We start from the raw sequence: 20,243 nt of genomic DNA, 5'->3' as shown, positions 1-20,243 counted from the left end.
ATATGGTATATGAAACAGTCATAGGACTTGAAATACATGCTGAATTAAAAACTAAAACAAAAATATTCTGTAGCTGTTCTACAGAATTCGGTAAAAAACCTAATGAAAATACTTGTCCAATATGTCTAGGTATTCCAGGAACTTTACCAGTGTTAAATGAAGATGTAATAAAGCTTGCAATTAAAGCAGGGACTGCTCTTGATTGTACAATAAACAACTACAATAAGATGGACAGAAAAAACTACTTCTATCCAGACTTAACTAAAAACTTCCAAACTTCACAATATGATTTACCAATGTGTAGTAATGGTCTAGTAAAATTTGATTTTGAAGGAAAAGAAGTAAAGGTTAGAATAAACAGAATACATATAGAAGAAGATGCAGGTAAGCTTGTGCATTTAGAGGATGAACCATATTCATTAGTAGATTACAATAGATGTGGTGTGCCACTAATTGAAATCGTTACAGAACCAGATTTACGTTCTCCTGCTGAAGCTGCTGAATTTATGAGACAATTAAAGGGTATTCTTGAATATGCTGAAGTATCAGATTGTCGTATGGAACAAGGTTCAATAAGATGTGATGCCAACATATCTATAAGACCACTTGGACAAGAAGAATACGGAACAAAGGTAGAAATAAAAAATATAAACTCATTTAGAGAAGTTCAAAAAGCTCTAGAAAAAGAAGAAAAAAGACAAAGAGAATTATATCAATACGGTGAACAACATAAGATAAAACAAGAAACTAGAAGATGGGATGCTGCAAAGGCTAAAACTTTACCAATGCGTTCAAAAGAAGAAGCTCATGACTACAGATACTTCCCAGAACCAGACTTAACACCAATTATAATAGAACAATCTTTTGTAGATGAAACTAAGGCTAATTTACCAGAAATGCCAATTCAAAAACGCGAAAGATTTGTAAGAGATTACAAAATACCAGAAAAAGACGCTGCTATAATAATAGCTAATAAGACATTAGCACATTTTTATGAAGATGTAGTAGCACTAGGTGCAGATCCTAAGACAGTTGACAATTATATATTAGGAGAAATGCTTAGACTTCTAAATGCTAAAGGATTAGAACCAGAAGATATAACTATGGAACCTAAAAACTTAGCAGAACTGATAAAGGTTATAGCTGAAGGAAAAATAAGTAAAACTGCTGGTAAAGAAGTATTTGAAGAAATGTTTGAAACTAACAAGGATCCAAATACTATAATAGAAGAAAAAGGACTTGCTCAAATAAGTTCATCTGACGAGCTTGAAAAATTAGTCGATGAAGTACTTGCTAAGAACCCTCAATCAGTAGAAGACTTCAAAGCAGGTAAAAAACAAGCTGCAGGCTTCTTAATGGGACAAGTAATGAAGGCTTCAAAAGGAAAAGCAAACCCACAAGTTGCTAAAAAGATGATAGACGACAAATTAAACGCTTTAGCTTAGTAGATAATTTAAAAAATTGATTTTAGGGAACCATTGTGTAATAATTAAATTATATGATGGTTCTTTTTTAAATAAAATTTATGAAAAGAGAAAAGATTAGCGAATTTGCTATATCAAATATAAAAAATAATATAACTATATTGTAAAAAGAAGGTAAATATATTATGAATATTTTATTGAAAAGATCAGTACAAAGAGCTCTACTTTTAGTGACCTCATTTGTAATACAAATCGCGGTATTGGTGTTTTTTATATTTCAATATAAAGGAAATTTCCTACATTTTTATCTAGGTTCATTAACTCTTAGTATAGCGATAGTTTTTGTAATTATAAATAATAAGAGCAACCCGAGCTACAAAATCGCATGGATTATACCTGTGCTTATTTTTCCTATATTTGGAGGGTTGTTTTACTTATTATACGGTGGAAATAAATTGAGCACTAGAGAAAAATTAAAAATGGTAATCCAAAATATAAAAATGACTAATTCTCTAAAACAAGATGATAAAATAATAGAAAATTTAGGCAAAGAGAATATATACGCTCAAAATCAAAGCAAATATATTTTAGATTACGCAAAATGTCCTGTTTACAATAATACAGAGACTACTTACTTTAAAATCGGAGAAGAAAAGTACGAGGCCCTTTTAAAGGAATTAGAAAAAGCGCAGAAATTTATCTTTTTAGAGTATTTTATTATACAGGAAGGGAAGATGTTCAACTCCATACTAGAAATTTTAGAGAGAAAGGCCAAAGAAGGCGTAGATGTAAGGTTGATTTACGACGATGTAGGTTGTCTAGTTACGCTGCCACATAATTATCATAAGGAAATAGAAAAAAAGGGAATCAAATGTAGAGTGTTTAACCCTATAAAGCCGTTTTTTACTAGAAGATTAAACAATAGAGACCACAGAAAGATAGCTGTAATAGATGGAAATGTCGGTTTTACTGGTGGTATAAATCTAGCTGATGAATATATAAATGAATACGAAAAGCATGGATATTGGAAGGATGCTGCTATAATGCTAAAGGGAGATGCAGTGTGGAGTTTGACGATAATGTTTTTATCTATGTGGGATTATATAGACAATATAGATGAAAATTATCTGAGATTTAAGCCTTCTGCAGAAAAAAGATATACGAGCAAGGGATATGTTCAACCATTTGATGATAGTCCGCTTGTGAACGAGCCAATAGGTGAAACTGTTTATTTAAATTTAATAAACAAAGCTAAAAAATACATATATATAAATACTCCTTATTTGATAATAGACAACGAAATGGCGACTGCACTTAAAATAGCATCTAAATCAGGTGTAGATGTTAAAATAGTGACTCCTTATATTCCAGATAAGGTATTTGTCCACGCAGTTACAAAATCATACTACGAATCATTTATAAAGGACAATATAGAAATCTACGAGTTTACTCCTGGATTTATGCATGCAAAGACATTTGTAGTAGATGATGAGTACGCAGTAGTTGGAAGTATTAATTTGGATTTTAGAAGTCTGTACCTACATTATGAGTGTGGTGTATGGCTTTACAATACAGATAGTATAAAGGACATAAAGGAGGATTACCTAAAAACTCTTGAAAAATGCCATAAGGTTACTATACAGGAATGTAAAAATACAAGTAAGATTAAAAAGTTCTTTAGATTAGTTATAAGATTGTTTGCGCCACTATTATAGCAGTGAGCAGATTATGGAGAAGATTTATGATAAAAAAATATATGGATTTGATATTTGGATTTTTGATGATTTTTTATTTTTTATTGATAAATTCAATGTCTTTATTGAGGTTTAAATACATATTTTTAGTTTTGGGGTTTTTATGTATTTTTTACCATTTTATTAAAAAATACTTAGATGGCAAAAATAAAGTTTATAAATTTATAAGAAAGGTGTTTATAATAGCACTGGCATTGTTTTTTATGATAGAAGGATGCATGATTTTTTATCCTAAGAAAAATTTAAAAAATGATTGTGATTATATAATTGTTTTGGGCGCATTAGTGAATAAAAACCAAATAAGCAAGAGTCTACAGGATAGGTTAGATACATGCATAGATTATTTAGATAAAAGCGAAGACGATTGTTATATCGTAGTTTCGGGAGGTCAAGGTAGAGGGGAAAATGTAACCGAGGCTTCTGCGATGAAGAAATACTTAGTTTCTAAAGGAGTTAGTGATGATTTAATTCTTATGGAGGATAAATCAACTACGACAAAGGAAAATTTCGTGTTTTCGAAAAAATTAATAGAACAAAAAAGTAGTAAAAAAATAGAAAACCTAAATATAAGAATAATAACGACAGATTTTCATACCTTGAGAAGTAAGTTGATTTCGTATAGAGCTGGATATAAAAATACTAGCTTTTATACTTCAAAATCGAGCTACTACTTATATGTTTTAAATTATACAAGAGAATTTTTTGCATTAATATGTAATGTTATATTTAATTACTAAAGGAGAACAAGATGCTTAATAAATTTAATATAAACGTGGATGAATTAAAAGCAAATATAGATGGAATAAAATCTATGGTAAATAAGAAAAAAAACTATCAAGATATAAAGAAAAAGGTATTAAATAAGCATATAGAATTAGATGATCAAAATATAATCGATATATCTATAGATGTGAATGTAGCTCGTAATGAAAATGGCGAGGAGGTCGTCTTAAATTCAAAAAATGTAGACCAGATAATAAACGATATAGCGGGGACTATTGTAAGAAATACTAACGAAAACATGGTCATGCCTAAAAATATAATTATTTCTTCTAAAGAAAACATAATGGAACAAATTGAGTATCAAAATATAGAAAAAACTTACGATGATGTAGATTTAGGGATTATGAGTATAGAAAAGCCGAGATACAGCATGGATGAGGTTTTTTTAAATCAAGATATGAAAAAAAATATTTCGAGAATACTGGCTATAAGTAAAAATAAAAGAAAAATAGTAGAGGAGCTAAAAATTCAAAATTCTCTAAAGGGAGGTAACTCTATACTTTGCAATTTCTATGGAGAAAGCGGCAGTGGAAAAGCCTCTGTAATACACTGCATAGCAAGTGAGATAAATAAAAATATAGTTACAGTCAACTACAACATGATAGAGGCAATACCTGTTTACGATATACCAAAGACTATAAAGGCGATATTTGAAATAGCCAAAAAACAAAATGCTGTAGTCGTTATCACAGAGAGCAATAGGCTTATAAAACAGAAAAAAGTAGATTCAAGCGAGTACTACGATAATCTAATCAACGTAATAAAGGGTTCGATAAAAGTAGAGATTGGAAAATTTGACTCCTTATTATTTTTTACTTCGACTAATAAAGATAAAATAGACGAGTATTTTAGCAAATTGTTCTTTATAAACGTGGAATTTAAAAATCCAGACGAATACGAACGCGAAAAGCTATGGGAGTTTTGTACTAAGGAAAATGTAAAATTATCTCCTATATTAGATCCTAAGAGCTTAGCTCAGAAGTATCAAAATATAAGTAGAGCTGATATTAAGGATATATTATTTATAGCAGCTTCTATTGCTTTAGAAAACAATAGAGATATTCTATACGAATCAGATTTTGATTCGGCGTACAGTCAGGTTTTAGAAAGATACTAATTTTATTTTGTGAAAATTAATAGAGGCTTTTGCAAATTTTGTTTTGCAGAAGCCTTTAATATATTTAACATGAAAAATCTATATTTAATTGAATTTCCTCCCCGTCTATAAATAAATTATCTTCAATTAAATAAACAACGCTATTTCTAAAAAAATATGCATCTTTATCAGAAAGCTCAAAAGGGCAATTTTTCTTATCTAGTACAATATTATTTACTTTTACTACTAAAAATTCGTTTTCAAATACAACATCTACTATCAAGTTATGTATAAATTTGACTTGGATATTTTTTAGGTAAGTATCGATAGATTTAAAAATAGAATCAAATATACAGTGTTTTAGTGCAAGCTCTTTATTGTAGCCGCATTTTGCACAATAGATGTAATTAGATGATGTTTCTGATGTTATAGTTGTGTATTCCTCATTACAAATGCTGCAAAATCTTTTCATTTTTGTTTCCCCCTCGTTTTGAAATAATATATAATTAATTTAATTATGATTAAATAGTAGCACTAAAATTCTGAAAATGGCACAGGTAAGTAATGGTAAATATATTTTGAAATTTATTAAATATTTTCGATGAAAATATGTTATCATATATAGATATGCGAGAAAAATGTATTGAGGAGGAATTTTTGTGGAAGAAATATCAAATATGAATTTTGAAAATCTATCTTTTTCAACAGTTATGAGAAGACTTTCAAACTGGGCATTAAACGATGGTATAAATGCTGGTGTAAAACTTATAATAGGTGTGCTTGTAATAATTATTGGATTTAAGTTGATCAATAAAGTATCTAATAAGTTTTTAAAATTTGCAGAGTTGAAAAGCATAGACGTTACTCTAGTTAAATTTTTAAAATCATTTATAAATATATCTTTGAAATGTCTATTATTATTGATAATAATTGGAGGATATTGGGATATTGAATTGACTGGATTTGCGGCTATTTTAGCTTCAGCAGGGGTTGCAATAGGTTTAGCACTTCAAGGAAGTCTATCGAATTTTGCTGGTGGATTTATAATACTTTTCTTGAGACCTTTTAAGGTAGGCGATTATATCCAAGCAGCAGGATTTGAAGGAACAGTTGAGCAAATAGGAGTATTTTATACTAATTTAGCGACTGTAGACAATAAATTAGTAATGATACCTAATGGTACTCTATCAAATGGAAGCTTGATAAATTTCACAGCTAAAGAAACTAGAAGAGTTGATTTTATTTTCTCAGTTGGATATGATACAGAGCTTTTAAAGGTAAGACGAGTTTTAAAGGATATAGTGGACAAGCATAATTTAATTTTATCTAAGCCAGAGCCTTTTATAGGTCTTGTTGAACACAATGCTAGCTCGTTAGATTTTGCTGTTAGAGTATGGGTAAAAACTGAAGATTACTGGACGGTCTACTTTGATTTACTAGAAACTGTAAAAAATAGATTCGATGAAGAAAATATAAATATACCATATCCACAAATGGATTTACATTTTATAAATCAAATAAATCAAAAGCAAGATTAATTATAAAAAACTGGTCGATACTAACTATATCGGTCAGTTTTTTTTATTAAAAATATATTACAAATTTGTTATGAAATTGTAAGCATATTTAAATAAATAATTTCGTGAAATAATGTATAATCATATTATAAAAGAACATAATTATAAGAGATTGAAATACAAATGTATCTCTTTGATATAAAAGTTTTATAATTTAAAACTGAGGAGCGTGGTAATATGGAATATATACAAAGTTTACTAAATTTAGTACAAGATTACTGGATACTTTCAATCTGTGTGGGGTTTTTTAGTGCTTTTGTAGAGAGCTTTGTTCCTATGCTGCCATTAGTTGCAATCGTAACAGCAAATGCTGCCTTGTTTGGAATGGCAAAGGGATTTTTGATATCCTGGATTGGATCTGTTACAGGAACTATTTGTTTATTTTTAATAGTTTCTAAAATCGGAAATAGTAAGAAATTACTTGAGAGAGTTAAAAGTGAAAAGGTTAAGAAAGCTATTTTATGGATAGATAACAGGGGATTTAAGCTTTTGTTTATAGCTTATGCTTGTCCGTTTTTACCTGCATGTGTGATAACTATAGCGGCGGCTCTTAGCAAGAGACATATAACTACATTTACATCAGCAGTTTTATCAGGTAAGTTCATAATGTTTTTAGTGATAAGTTATATTGGACAAGATATATACGGCTTTATAACTAGCCCAGTTAAGATAGTAGGATTTTGTTTGATTGTATTCTTGGCTTGGAAGCTAGGTAATAAATTAAACAAAGACTTAGATTATATAGAAGAAAAAAGACATATTAAGACAGAGGGAAATTATTTAGATGACAGTGAATATATAGAAATGAAAAAAAGAGTTAGATAAAAATTAGAGGTTATTTTGCAAACCTCTAATTTTGATGTTTAATAATTTTCGGATATATTTTTATCGACTTGATCCCAATTTACGAAGCTGAAAAATTTATCTACAAACTCACATTTATCTGAATAAAGTTTTTTGTCTAAATTTAAGCAGAGTATTATTTGGTGCTTAAATGATATGGGACAGTAAATTTCATCAGAGGTTGTTAAATACAGATTTCCGTCAGGCTTACAGGCTAAAAAAATCCAATCGGAATTTGAATTTATAGCTGAGCTTTTAAATTCTCTTTTGAAACTATTAAAGCAGGTAAATGATTTATCTATTTTTTTTAGAAATTTTTCACCTGGAGAAGTTTTTCTAGCAGATAGATTTTTAAAAAAATATTCAAAATTAATTGCATACGATGCGTTTAATTTAACCTTCAGAGCTATTTCTTCTGGCATAGAATCTAAATTTTTTAGAAGATCTTCTAAAGATGCATCTTTAAATTCTTTATTATCTTCTAATATAAGGTTTAGATTATCTATACATGAAGTATATTCGTCGTACATAGTTTTTAATTGAGTTTCGTTTATAAATTGATTTAATTCGCAAAAGGAATAATCGAGCTTTATAGCCTCTAATTTAGCTGAGCTCAAAGCATATGTACAACTTAAATCGATTGTCGTACAAAATAATAATATCGACAAAAATAAAATTAATTTTTTCATTAGATTCACCTCTAATATATTATGTTACAAAATAGTTAAAAGTATTATAAAATTCATTTATAATATACAAAAATTATTTATAATATATAATAGAATGTATCTTTGCAATCTATTTGTAATAAAATTTGAGATACGTTATGCTATAATGATATTAAACATTATAAAAATTTAATAAAATTTAAAAGGAGAGATAAAAATGGCAATCACATTATCAAAAGGTCAAAAAGTTAGTTTAACTAAAGGAAATCCAGGGCTTAAACATCTAGTTGTTGGACTAGGATGGGATACTAATAAATACGATGGAGGATTTGATTTTGACTTAGATTCAGCTGCTTTTTTATTAGGAGAAGGTGGAAAAGTAAATAATGATGCAGATTTTATTTTCTACAATAATTTAAAGCATTCATCAGGAGCTGTTGAACATCTAGGAGATAATTTAACTGGAGCAGGCGATGGAGACGATGAACAAATAAAGGTTGATTTAAGTTTAGTACCAGCTAATGTAAGTAAAATTGCTTTTACTGTAACTATACATGAAGCTCTAGAAAGAAGACAAAACTTTGGACAAGTAAGCAATTCATTTGTAAGAGTTGTAAATGAAGATACTAAAGAAGAGCTTTTAAACTATGAATTAGGTGAAGATTTCTCTATAGAAACAGCTGTAGTTGTTTGTGAAATATACAGACATAATGGAGAATGGAAATTCAATGCTTTAGGTTCAGGGTTTGAAGGAGGGCTTGAAGCTCTTTGTAAAAACTTTGGAATAAATATATAAATATAAGTGAGGGGGAGTAAATATGGCAATCACATTAAAAAAAGGTCAAAAAATCGATTTAACTAAAGGAAATCCAGGTCTTAAACATATTAAGTTAGGATTAGGCTGGGATACTAATGTATTCGATGGAGGAGCAGATTTCGACTTAGACGTAAGTTTATTTATGGTTGGAAAAAGCGGAAAAGTAGAACACGATGAAGATTTTATATTCTACAATAACTTAAAGCATCCATCTGAAGCCGTTGAACATTTAGGAGATAATAGAACTGGTGATGGCGATGGAGATGACGAAGAAATATTAGTAGATTTTTCTAAAATGCCAGACTATGTGGACAGAATAGCTGTAACAGTTACTATATACGAAGCTAAAGAAAGAAGACAAAATTTTGGACAAGTAAATAATTCTTATGTAAGACTTTTAAATTCAGATAATGACGAAGAATTACTTAGATATGATTTAGGAGAAGAATTCTCTATAGAAACTGCAATAGTTGTATGTGAAATATATAAACATAACGGCGAATGGAAATTCAGTGCAGTAGGTTCAGGATTTGAAGGAGGACTTGAAGCTCTTTGTAGAAACTACGGTTTGGACGTATAATATGAACTAATATGGAGGAATAGACATGTCAATAAATCTTAAAAAAGGACAAAAAATCGATTTAAAAAAATCTAATCCAGGACTTAGCACAGTTAGAGTAGGATTAGGATGGGATCCTGTAAACCAAGGTGGAGGAGGATTTTTAAAATCTCTATTTGGTTCAGGAAAGGCTGATATAGATTGTGATGCTTCTGTATTTTTATTAAATGGAGATAGCAAGCCAATTGATTTAATTTATTTTGGAAATTTAAGAACAAGAAACGATTCTATAATACATACAGGTGATAATTTAACTGGAGAAGGAGAAGGCGATGACGAGGTTATCTTAGTAGACCTAGATAGAATAGATCCTAAGGTAGATAAATTATTATTTGTTGTAAATATTTACGACTGTGTCAGAAGAGGTCAAGACTTTGGTATGATCCAAAATGCATATATAAGAATTACAGATGCTAAAAATAATTCTGAAATAGCTAGATACAACTTATCAGATGATTATAGAGGAAAAACAGGATTATTGGTTGGCCTTATATACAGATATAATGGAACTTGGAAATTCAATGCAATAGGAGAAGGAACAAGAGACACAGGCTTAAACGACATGAAGAAAAATCTTGAAAGAAAAGCATATGGAGTGTAAAAAATGAAATTTTATGGTGAGACGAAAGAGAGCGTACTAAAAGAGCTCAATGTAGATAAAAATAAAGGTCTTTCTAATGATGAGGTAAAAGAAAGAAGAGAAAAATACGGCCTAAATGAATTTACGCCTAGAGAAGAAGGTAGCTTTTGGGATGATTTAAAAGATGCCCTATCAGAGCCTATGATAGTGATATTAATCGTAGCAGCTATAATAAGTGCTGTTATTGGAGAATTCCACGATGCAATAGGTATAGTATGTGCTATAGCAATAGGTATAGCGATAGGAATGATCACAGAAGGTCGTTCTAAAAAGGCTGCAGAAGCTCTATCAAAATTGACAGAAAATATAGAGGTAAAGGTACTTAGAAATTCACAGGTAGAACAAGTATCAAAATCAGAATTAGTTCCTGGAGATATAGTTTTTATAGAAACAGGAGATATGATTCCAGCAGATGGTAGACTTATAAAGAGCATAAACTTAAAGGTCAGAGAAGACATGCTTACAGGTGAATCTGATGATGTATCTAAAAAATGCGACGTAACTATCGGCATGGAAAAGGTCGAAACTAAAGACGGTATAAAAGAGCTTGAACCAATACCAGCAAAACAAATAAACATGGTATTTGGAGGAACTCTAGTTGCATATGGTACAGGTATGATGGTTGTAACTTCTATAGGAGACGACACTCAAATGGGAGATATAGCTAAAAACCTATCAGAAGAAGACGAGGAAACTCCACTTCAAATAAAGCTTGGACATTTAGGTGGATTAATAGCTAAGGTTTCAAGTGCCATAGCAGGATTACTATTTATATTTATGGTAGTAAGAATGGTCATGAATGGATTAAAAATAGATACTTCAGGAGTATTTGCATTTTTAGATTCTATAGATGAAGTAAAAACTGCATTTACTGTTTGTGTAGCTTTAATAGTTGCAGCAGTTCCAGAAGGTCTTCCAACTATGATAAATATGACTCTTGCTATAACTATGCAAAAAATGGCGAAGATAAATGCCTTAGTTACTAAGAAAGAGGCTTGCGAAACTATAGGTTCAGTTTCAGTTATATGTTCAGATAAAACTGGTACATTAACTCAAAATAGAATGACTGTAGAAGTAGCTTATATAGACGGTAGATATGTAGAAGACGACAATATTAATTCAAATAGTTATTTCTTAGAAAACTGTACAGTAAACTCTACAGCAGATATAGAAGTTCACGATGACGAAACTAAGTATCTAGGTAGTGCTACAGAATGTGCTCTACTTCTTAGAAATAAAGACACTGATTATAGAAAAATGAGAAACGATGCAATTATAATTGCACAAAATCAATTCTCTTCTAACTTAAAGAGAATGTCTACTATAATCGCACAAAATCACAAATACGTACTTCTTACAAAAGGTGCTCCAGAGGTAATTCTTGAGCTTTGTAAGTTTGTCGAAGAGCCAGATGGAGTAAAAGAACTTACACAAGATAGAAAAGAAAAAATACTATCTGAAATAGCTAAATTACAAGAAAAATCTATGAGAGCATTGGGATTTGCATATAAAGAAATGCCTATATACGAAGAATCAAAAGAAGCTGCAATAGCGCTTGAGGATGAAGATATAAGCATAGAAAAATGCGAAGAAAGCTTAGTATTTGGCGGATTCGTAGGTATTAGAGATCCACTTAGACCAGATGTAGCTGAATCTGTTAAAACTGCAAATCATGCAGGTGTAGCAGTAAAAATGCTTACAGGAGATAATATAAACACAGCTAGAGCAATAGGAGAAGATTTAGGTCTTCTTAAAAATAATATGAGGGCTGTAGAAGCTTCATATATAGATACTTTAACTGATGAAGAATTAAAAGAAGAAATCAAGACTATTTCAATAGTTGCTAGAAGTAAACCAGATAGTAAGATGAGAATAGTTCAAGCTTTACAAGCAAATGGAGAAGTAGTAGCTGTAACAGGAGATGGTATAAACGATGCACCAGCTCTAGCTAAAGCAGATGTAGGTATAGCTATGGGTATATCTGGAACAGAGGTTTCTAAAAACGCTGCTGACATCATACTTACTGACGACTCATTCTCAACTATTGTAAGTGGTATAAAATGGGGTAGAGGAATCTACGATAACTTCCAAAGATTCGTCCAATTCCAGTTGACAGTTAATATAATTGCGTTCTTAGTTGCGATTATTTCACAAGTATTAGGTCAAGAAATGCCATTTACAACTATACAATTACTATGGGTTAATATAATAATGGATGGACCACCAGCACTTGCTCTAGGTCTTGAACCAGTTAGAAACCACGTATTAGACAGAAAGCCTGTCAACAGAAATGCAAGTATAATCACAAAATCTATGATTTTCACAATTGTAGGTAATGCTTTTTATATAACATTGATACTTATGTTACAATCTTCATTTAACATATTAAATGTTACACCAGAGCAAAATGAAACAGTAATGTTCTGTATATTTGCATTTAGTGCATTATTTAACGCATTTAACTGTAGAGAGTTTAACTTCGACAGTATAATTCCAAATTTAACTAAAAATAAATTAGCTATAGAAATTATACTAGTTACAGGAATAGCACAAATTATATTTACACAAGTATTTAGAGATTTCTTCAATGCCGTTCCTCTTAGCATAACAATATGGCTAAAGGTATTAGCTCTAGCATTTACTGTTATAGTAGTAGATGAAGTAATTAAATTTATAGGCAGATTATTTAAAAAAGAAGACAAAAAAGATAGCAATATGCCAAAAGTAGAGGCATAACAATGTTTTAGCTGCTTTACTTTTATTTAAAAATAAAGCAGCTAAAATAATAAATGGCAGATTATAAGGAGGATAACATGGAGTTAGGTAGCAAATCAAATATATTTAGTAAAATATTCTCCAGCCAATCAGATAGAGGCAACTACACCTCATCTAAAGGATATGAAAATTATTTTTTAGCATATATAGGTGTTGGTGATGCAGAGGTTTACGATTTAGAAATTTACGAATTAAATAGAAAAATAAAAAAAAGAAAAAATATCGCTCTATTTACTAACAGCATATTAAATCCAGATGATTTTGATATAATATCTTATTTGAAAGCTAAAGCTTCTAAATACAATGGAAGTGTTTTTGATTTAGATATAGATTTAGTAGGATATGAAGAGATAAACAACAGGATAAAAAGAGCTTTTGATATTTTCTTAAAATCAGAAGGAGATAAATTCAACAACGACAGGGTTAAGTTTAATTTTATAATAAAGGTAATGAGTTGGATAAGAATTTATATAAATCCTTTAGTTATAGATTACAATGATGCTCCAAAGGTTGTAGTTTATGGAAATATTAAAAAACACGAGCTATACTTTTTGTTAATTCTCTATATCGCTGGATTTGATATTTTGTATATAAATCCAAATGGATTAGGTGAGCTTCAAAATATAGATACAAATAAATACAATATAGAAATTGAAAATAATCCAATTCAAAACGATATAATTTCATTTGAAGAAAGAGTAAAAAAAGGAGAAATATTAGATAAATCTTCTATAAAAAAAGCATATACTGTAGGAGCACAGGCATCAAAAAAAATAAGCGATGAACTTTTAAACGACGCTGGATTTATAAAACCATGGCAGCTTCAAAATAGAAATATAAAGACGCTGCTTTTAAGCTCTACAGTAGATGAGGTCGATATATATTGGAAAGAGCCGATGAAACTTAGACCTGGATTTAAGTTCGATCAAGAAATTGTAACTTTGCCAGTATTTTTCACAAAAATAGATGGAGTATACAGAGATTTAGATGAATATTATTCATTAGTGGATAAATTACAAATAGATGATTTTTCTTATTTTGTACAGTTTGACAACAACATAAGACCTCTTTCTAAGCCATTTGTTAGAGAGGGATACAATCTATCTTTCTTTATCGAAAATAATGGAAGGCTCAATAAAAAAGCAATTATAAAAGAGGGCAATTTTTCTATTTCAAATTTAAGCTTGAGATGGCAGGAAAATATATTAAATAAAATAGAAGAGACTATTTTAAGCGATATGTTTATAGAGGGGCTTAACAAGGATGATATAGTAAAAGGTCTTTACACTGTTTTAAATATGAATGAAAAATTCGTGTATTTGATAAATAGCTTTGATTATGCAAACATAAATCCTAAGCTGATAATATATATTGAACAGATGAGGATGTTTACTAAAGAAATAGTATTTTTATTGTTGACTTTAAGTAAAATAGGTTTTGATATAGTCATCTTTACTCCAGGAGGAGTAAATTGCATTGAAAATATTATAAACAGTCAAATAGTGGATATTCATAGACTAGATGTAATAAATTATAATTTAAAATACAAATCATCAAGACAAACTAGCTATAATAATAGTAGTAGAAATTCGAGTTCATGGATTGAAAAATTATTCGGGAAATGGAGTGATTAGTAATGGGTATAGATATCAGTAAATTTTCAAATAACAACGACGAGGTTGTAGAAGTAGTAGAGAAGCAACAGCCAGCTGTACCAGAGGTGGCTCAAGATAACTTTGATATAGTTGAATATACAAACAACAAAAAGATGGAGCTTAGAAAATCTAAAGAAGTAGAAAACTTGACATCTTTAATAGAAGTAGACAATCCAAATACAATTCTTCAATTTGGTAAGGAAGCTTCTGAGGGGATAGCTAGAGTTTCAGATAACTTGCTTTCAACTATAAAAATGAACCAAAATGAAAAAAATTCAGAAATGCTAGTTAGATTGACTAAAATAATGGATAAGTTCGATTTAGATGATTTTGCAAAAACTAAAGAACCTAATTTCTTCCAAAAAATGTTTAAAAAGGCAAATAGCGCTATAGAAGTTATGTTCCAAAAATACGAAACTCTAGGCGGAGAAGTCGAAAAAATTCAAATCGAGCTTCAAAATTACGAAAGAGAAATAGGCGATTCAAATAAACAATTAGGAGCTATGCTAAATGAAAACTTCAACTACTACAACGAGCTTCAAAAATACATTGTAGCAGGTGAAATGGGCGTAGAAGAGCTAGAAAACGACCTACTTCCACAATTTAAAGCTAAGGCAGATATGGGAGATCAAATGGACATAGCTAATTATCAAGAGCTATTAAACATAAAGGATATGCTAGTTCAAAGAGTTTACGACTTGAGAATAGCTGAAAATATTTCTCTTCAAACAATACCTATGCTTAGAACTATGCAACACAACAACTACGGATTAATAAGAAAAATAAACAGCGCATTTGTAGTAACTCTACCAGTATTTAAGCAATGCTTATCTCAAGCAATACTTATCAAAAAACAAGAGCTTCAAACTAAGTCTCTAAAAGCGCTTGACGATAAGACTAATGAATTACTACTTAAAAACGCACAAAATGTATCTAATGCAAGTACTCAAATTGCGAAGATGGCGACTTCAAGCTCTGTTCAAATAGAAACTCTAGAAAAAATGCACAATACTATTAAAAATGGTATAGAAGAAACTATGAGAATAGAACAAGCTAATAGAGATGCCATAGCTCAAAATACAAGACGACTAGAAGAATTGAATACTAATATAATAACTAACAGAAGATAATTTGTATTAAAGCTACGATTTAAATAATGAAATAAACTATTAAAAAGCAATTAAGCCGCAAAATAATACGTTTTGCGGCTTTCGTTTTAAAATGTATTTGCAACTAATTGTAGGAGGACGAAGTGAAGTATTTTAATTATATAGACGATGAAAAATTAGACGAAATTTTTTATAAAAAACCACAAAAGTTCGATAAAAATACTGAAAAAGATATTTTAAAGTATTCTCTAGGGGCTTTTTTGTATGTTCCAGCCAACAAATACAGCCAAATATATAAAAGTGTTGTAAATCAAGATAAGCACCCTAAGCCACTCGCTATATGTTTAGAGGATGCTATAGGTGAGTTTGGAGAAAAGGAAGCTATAGAAAGCTTAGAATTAGTCTTAAGGGATTTATCAGAAGATGTATTTGGCAAGCTGGAGAATTTACCACTGATTTTTATAAGAGTCAAGGATCAGGAGCAGTTGAAGAGGATAAAGGATATATTGATAAAAAATAGAGATTTTATAACTGGGATAATAATTCCAAAGGCGACAGGAGTTTTATTAAAGGCATTTATCGGTATATTGGACAGCTTAGGGCTTCAAGATATGTACGTTATACCTATAATAGAATCTAAGGATTTTATATACAAGGAGATAAAGGAAGCTTATTTCAGAGAAATGTATAACAGTATTTTAAACCATAAAGAAAGGGTATTAGGAATAAGGATAGGACTTACGGATGTTCTAGGAATGTATGGAATTAGAAGAGATAAAAATTTCTGTATATACGACAATTTAATAGCGACTTCATTTATTGAGGATGTGATAAATTATCTAAATAGAGAAGAGCTAGACATACCTATAAGTGCTGGAGTTTCAGAGCTATTCAATATGGAGGATGAAATTATAAAGCAAACTTATATAAAGGAAATAATGCTCGATAAATACCACGGTTTTGTAGGAAAGACAGTAATTCATCCAAAGCAAATTGAAATTGTTCAGTCGCTTTCGGCTGTTACTTACGAGGATTATATGGATGCGAAGGACATAATAGATAACTATCACTCTGAGATAGGAGTCAAAAAGAGCTCTTCTGGAGATAAAATGAATGAGTACAAGCCACATTATAAATGGGCTAAAAAAATCATGAGCTTATCGTATGTATACGGTGTTTTAAGAGAGGGGGTAGATTACAATGCACTTATTGGAGCTTCAATGTAGAGACGAATTAGATTTTAAATACGATATAAATATACAAGAGAATATACTTAATTTAAATATAGAGGATTATCTAGATTTGGCGATTAGAAATAATAAAAAGAGAAGATTTTTATTTGTATCTAAGTGCCTTGGAAAGCACCTTCCATGTAAGGCTATGGATATGGATAAGCTGGGATACGATATAGTTAGAGCATATGAAAAAAAACAAGATTACTTAAATTCTGGACTAGTTATATCATTTGCAGAGACAGGTACAGCTCTAGGCCACAGTGTATTTAACTATATAAATGCAGATTATGAATTTATACATACAACTAGAGAGAGAGTAGAAAATAAAAAGTCACTAGACTTTTTAGAGGAACACTCACATGCTACAAATCACAATCTATACTACGAAGACTTAAAGCGATTTGAAAGCGGTGAGGAGGTAGTGCTAGTAGACGACGAGATAACTACTGGAAATACTTGTATAAATCTTATAAGAAAAATAAACAGCATCTACCCTAAAAAAAGATATACAATCTGTTCTATCTTAAATTGGATGGACTGTGATGCCTTCGATAGATTTAAAAATTTAGAAAACGAGATAGATGCAAAAATAAATTTTGTATATCTATTTGCCGGAAATTTTGAATTTGAGTGTGACGAGGATAAGGTCGAAAAATTGATTTTAGAAAGCGAAAGAGAATGTAAGGTATTTACAAAAAATAAGGATTTAAAAGTATCGTACACTTATCTAGATATGAAAAAATATGAAAAAAACGAAAAATATATAAAATATACAGGTAGATTCGGAATGAATAAAGAAGATCAAAATAATCTACTAGAAGAGGTAAGAAGAGAAAGCAAAAAATTAAAGGTTAAAGACGGAGAGAAGACTTTATTTCTAGGAAGTGAAGAGTTTATGTATATTCCTATGCTGTTTGCAAAGCAGTTCGAAGGAAAAAATATATACTACCATTCAACTACTAGAAGTCCTATTGTAGATTTAGAAATAGAAAATTATCCTATAAAGAGCAAATTCCCTCATAATAGCCTATACAACAGAGGTGTTCAAAACTACGTGTACAACATAGATAAGTACAATTATGAAAAGTGCTTTTTCTTCTGTGAATTAAATAGAGAAAAAAACGACTTCGATGAAATAATAAATATAATTTCAAATACAGGTATAAAAGAATTAAATATAGTAATATGCAATAAATAAAAAAGGAGAAGATGTATGAAAGAATTTTCAACATATAAAAGAGACGATGTTGTCTTTTTATTAAAGGACATATCGGATTTAATAAAAGAAGAGGACAATTTAACTAGAGAGAAAAAAATTCAAAGTGGCACTCACTATTCAGAGATGATACCTATAGAATATCAAGTTAGTGATGTTTATTTGAATTTATATAGAGAAAAATTAGAAGAAACTAAAGACAAGCTAGCATTTGCAGTTGGAGTTATGAGCGAAAAGATTTTAAAGAGAAATCAAAAGGATGTTGTCTTGGTTTCACTTGCTAGAGCTGGTACACCTATAGGTATATTGGCTAAGAGGTATATAAAGAAGAGATATAACTTGAATTTACCGCACTACACTATGTCCATAATAAGGGACAAGGGCATAGATGTAAATGCAATCAAATACATAATAGAGAAGCACAAAGATTCAAAAATACAATTTATAGATGGATGGACAGGCAAGGGCACTATAGCAAATGAATTAAAAAAAGCTTGTGTAGAGCTTGAAAAAATATTTAAAAGACCTTTTGATTCATCTTTGGCTGTGCTTGCGGATCCATGCGGGTATTCTAATCTATACGGCGTAAGAGAGGACTTTTTAATTCCAAGTGCTTGTCTAAATTCTACAGTCAGCGGTCTTGTAAGTAGAACTGTGCTTAGAAGTGACTTAATAGGAAAGGACGATTTTCACGGGGCAAAATACTATAGGGAGCTAAAAGACGTCGACGAATCTAATAATTATATAGATATGATTAGCGCGTGCTTTGAAGCTCAGTACGAAAATATAGATGCTGCTATGAATGGTTGGACTGAAGATATAATTACAAAAATCGGCGATGAAGATGTCAAAATGATAAAACAAAAATACGATATAGACGATATAAATTTCATAAAGCCAGGAGTTGGAGAGACTACTAGAGTTCTATTGAGAAGAATACCTTATAAAATACTTGTAGACGATTTAAACGATGAAAAGCTAAGACATATATTGATTTTAGCTGAAGAAAAAAACGTAGAGGTAGAACAAATCGATTTAAAAGCATACAGCTGCTGTGGGATAATCAAGAGAGTGAGGGATGTATAAAGATGGTAGTATTTTCTGATTTGGATAGGAGTATAATTTACTCTAAGAAGTTTATACAGGAAGAATCAAATCCACTTGATATAGAGATTTACAAAGGTGAAAATATATCTTATATATCGAGAAAAACTATTGAAAATATAAAAAAGATAGAGAAAAACAGCGATTTTATACCTACCACGACGAGAACTATCGAGCAGTTTAAGAGAATAGATTTTAAAAAGTACGGTCTTGATTTTAAGCACGTCATTACTTCAAATGGAGGAAATATTTTAATAGATGGAGAAATAGATATAGAATATAAATATTTTATAGATGAAAAATTAAAATTGAGTTCATATATTTCCGATATAATAAAGTTGTTTAAAGAATATAAAAATATAAATGGCATTAAAAAATTTAGAGTAGCAGAAAATTTATTTTTTTATATTGTTGTGGATGAAGAGAGATTTGATTTAAATAATTTAAACTCCTTCACAGAAAAAATACGTGATTTAAATTGGGATGTCTACATAAGTGGAAGGAAAATATATTTTCTACCTAGGGAGATAAAAAAATCTACTGCATTAAAGTATATCTGTGATAAATATGGATATAAAAATACTTTTGCAATAGGTGATTCTACAATGGACGGTGATATGTTAAATTTTTGTAATTATTCTTATATATTGAGACATGGAGATTTTGTGAATTATATAAAAAGAGGCGACAAATTTATAATAAGTGATAAAAAAGGATTTCAAGGAAGTGAAGAAATTTTAGATAAAGTCATATTATGTCAAAATAACTTAAAATTTTAAAATATAATGTAAAATATTGTAATAAAATAGAGTATAATAAAAATACAAAATGTTGATAATTTTTGATATAATATAATTGTAGAAAAATATTAATTTAAAAATTATTAAATTAATTTAGATTTTTTTAAAATTAAATAAAGGGGTGATAT

18 protein-coding genes are annotated in these 20,243 nt (G+C 29.9%); 16 read left to right on the top strand and 2 right to left on the bottom strand.

Going from position 1 to position 20,243, the window contains the following annotated elements:
• The first annotated feature begins 2 nt into the window (after positions 1–2).
• The 4 genes from gatB (at position 3) to SPD90_RS07640 (ending at position 5,078) form a co-directional block, all read left to right on the top strand.
• Entirely contained in the window at positions 3–1,445 is a 1,443-nt protein-coding gene (gatB, locus tag SPD90_RS07655; protein WP_320924834.1) for an Asp-tRNA(Asn)/Glu-tRNA(Gln) amidotransferase subunit GatB, read from the top strand.
• 164 nt (positions 1,446–1,609) lie between these two features.
• Positions 1,610–3,139: a cardiolipin synthase gene (gene cls, locus SPD90_RS07650; protein WP_320924833.1), complete on the top strand. Its 1,530-nt coding sequence runs from the start codon at positions 1,610–1,612 to the stop codon at positions 3,137–3,139.
• A 26-nt stretch (positions 3,140–3,165) separates the two neighbouring features.
• Positions 3,166–3,915, top strand: a complete 750-nt coding sequence (locus tag SPD90_RS07645; protein ID WP_320924832.1) for a YdcF family protein — start codon at positions 3,166–3,168, stop codon at positions 3,913–3,915.
• 11 nt (positions 3,916–3,926) lie between these two features.
• Entirely contained in the window at positions 3,927–5,078 is a 1,152-nt protein-coding gene (locus SPD90_RS07640) for an AAA family ATPase (protein WP_320924831.1), read from the top strand.
• Between the two features lie 64 nt (positions 5,079–5,142).
• On the opposite strand, the gene SPD90_RS07635 is transcribed toward SPD90_RS07640, so the two are convergent.
• Positions 5,143–5,529, bottom strand: coding sequence for a hypothetical protein (locus SPD90_RS07635; protein ID WP_290692167.1), 387 nt, complete (start codon positions 5,527–5,529; stop codon positions 5,143–5,145).
• Positions 5,530–5,716: 187 nt separating this feature from the next.
• On the opposite strand from SPD90_RS07635, the gene SPD90_RS07630 reads away from it, so the two are divergent.
• Positions 5,717–6,595, top strand: coding sequence for a mechanosensitive ion channel family protein (locus tag SPD90_RS07630; RefSeq protein ID WP_331680222.1), 879 nt, complete (start codon positions 5,717–5,719; stop codon positions 6,593–6,595).
• A gap of 216 nt (positions 6,596–6,811) precedes the next feature.
• Positions 6,812–7,459 (top strand): TVP38/TMEM64 family protein, encoded by a 648-nt coding sequence (locus SPD90_RS07625; protein ID WP_320625501.1) that lies wholly within the window; start codon positions 6,812–6,814, stop codon positions 7,457–7,459.
• A gap of 38 nt (positions 7,460–7,497) precedes the next feature.
• Here the strand turns inward: SPD90_RS07625 and SPD90_RS07620 are convergent, their stop codons facing one another.
• Positions 7,498–8,166 (bottom strand): Fe-Mn family superoxide dismutase, encoded by a 669-nt coding sequence (locus SPD90_RS07620; RefSeq protein WP_320625500.1) that lies wholly within the window; start codon positions 8,164–8,166, stop codon positions 7,498–7,500.
• 196 nt (positions 8,167–8,362) lie between these two features.
• Here SPD90_RS07620 and SPD90_RS07615 point away from each other — a divergent pair, with 196 nt between their 5' ends.
• From SPD90_RS07615 to SPD90_RS07570, 10 genes are all read left to right on the top strand, one after another.
• Complete coding sequence (locus SPD90_RS07615) at positions 8,363–8,941, top strand: TerD family protein (RefSeq protein ID WP_320625499.1); 579 nt, start codon at positions 8,363–8,365, stop codon at positions 8,939–8,941.
• 22 nt (positions 8,942–8,963) lie between these two features.
• Positions 8,964–9,542, top strand: a complete 579-nt coding sequence (locus SPD90_RS07610) for a TerD family protein (protein WP_320924830.1) — start codon at positions 8,964–8,966, stop codon at positions 9,540–9,542.
• 25 nt (positions 9,543–9,567) lie between these two features.
• Positions 9,568–10,182, top strand: coding sequence for a TerD family protein (locus SPD90_RS07605; RefSeq protein WP_320924829.1), 615 nt, complete (start codon positions 9,568–9,570; stop codon positions 10,180–10,182).
• Between the two features lie 3 nt (positions 10,183–10,185).
• Positions 10,186–12,957 (top strand): calcium-translocating P-type ATPase, PMCA-type, encoded by a 2,772-nt coding sequence (locus SPD90_RS07600; protein WP_320924828.1) that lies wholly within the window; start codon positions 10,186–10,188, stop codon positions 12,955–12,957.
• 77 nt (positions 12,958–13,034) lie between these two features.
• Positions 13,035–14,630: a YceG family protein gene (locus SPD90_RS07595; RefSeq protein ID WP_320924827.1), complete on the top strand. Its 1,596-nt coding sequence runs from the start codon at positions 13,035–13,037 to the stop codon at positions 14,628–14,630.
• Positions 14,631–14,632: 2 nt separating this feature from the next.
• Complete coding sequence (locus tag SPD90_RS07590) at positions 14,633–15,781, top strand: toxic anion resistance protein (protein WP_320924826.1); 1,149 nt, start codon at positions 14,633–14,635, stop codon at positions 15,779–15,781.
• A 122-nt stretch (positions 15,782–15,903) separates the two neighbouring features.
• A complete protein-coding gene (locus SPD90_RS07585; protein ID WP_320924825.1) occupies positions 15,904–16,986 on the top strand; it encodes an HpcH/HpaI aldolase/citrate lyase family protein in 1,083 nt (360 codons plus the stop codon).
• Positions 16,961–18,193 carry a phosphoribosyltransferase family protein gene (locus tag SPD90_RS07580; protein ID WP_320924824.1) on the top strand — a complete coding sequence of 411 codons (1,233 nt, stop codon included), beginning with the start codon at positions 16,961–16,963 and terminating at the stop codon, positions 18,191–18,193. The genes SPD90_RS07585 and SPD90_RS07580 overlap by 26 nt, the downstream gene beginning before the upstream one ends.
• Before the next feature lie 15 nt (positions 18,194–18,208).
• Entirely contained in the window at positions 18,209–19,297 is a 1,089-nt protein-coding gene (locus SPD90_RS07575) for a cysteine protease StiP family protein (RefSeq protein WP_320924823.1), read from the top strand.
• A gap of 2 nt (positions 19,298–19,299) precedes the next feature.
• On the top strand, positions 19,300–20,094 hold the full coding sequence (locus tag SPD90_RS07570) for an HAD hydrolase family protein (protein ID WP_320924822.1): 795 nt from the start codon (positions 19,300–19,302) through the stop codon (positions 20,092–20,094).
• The last annotated feature ends 149 nt before the right edge of the window (positions 20,095–20,243 follow it).

It is taken from the genome of Intestinibacter sp. (assembly GCF_034113885.1).
Taxonomy (GTDB): domain Bacteria; phylum Bacillota; class Clostridia; order Peptostreptococcales; family Peptostreptococcaceae; genus Intestinibacter.
The sequence above is the reverse complement of the archived record's forward strand: the minus strand, read 5'-3'. Positions and strand labels throughout refer to the sequence as shown.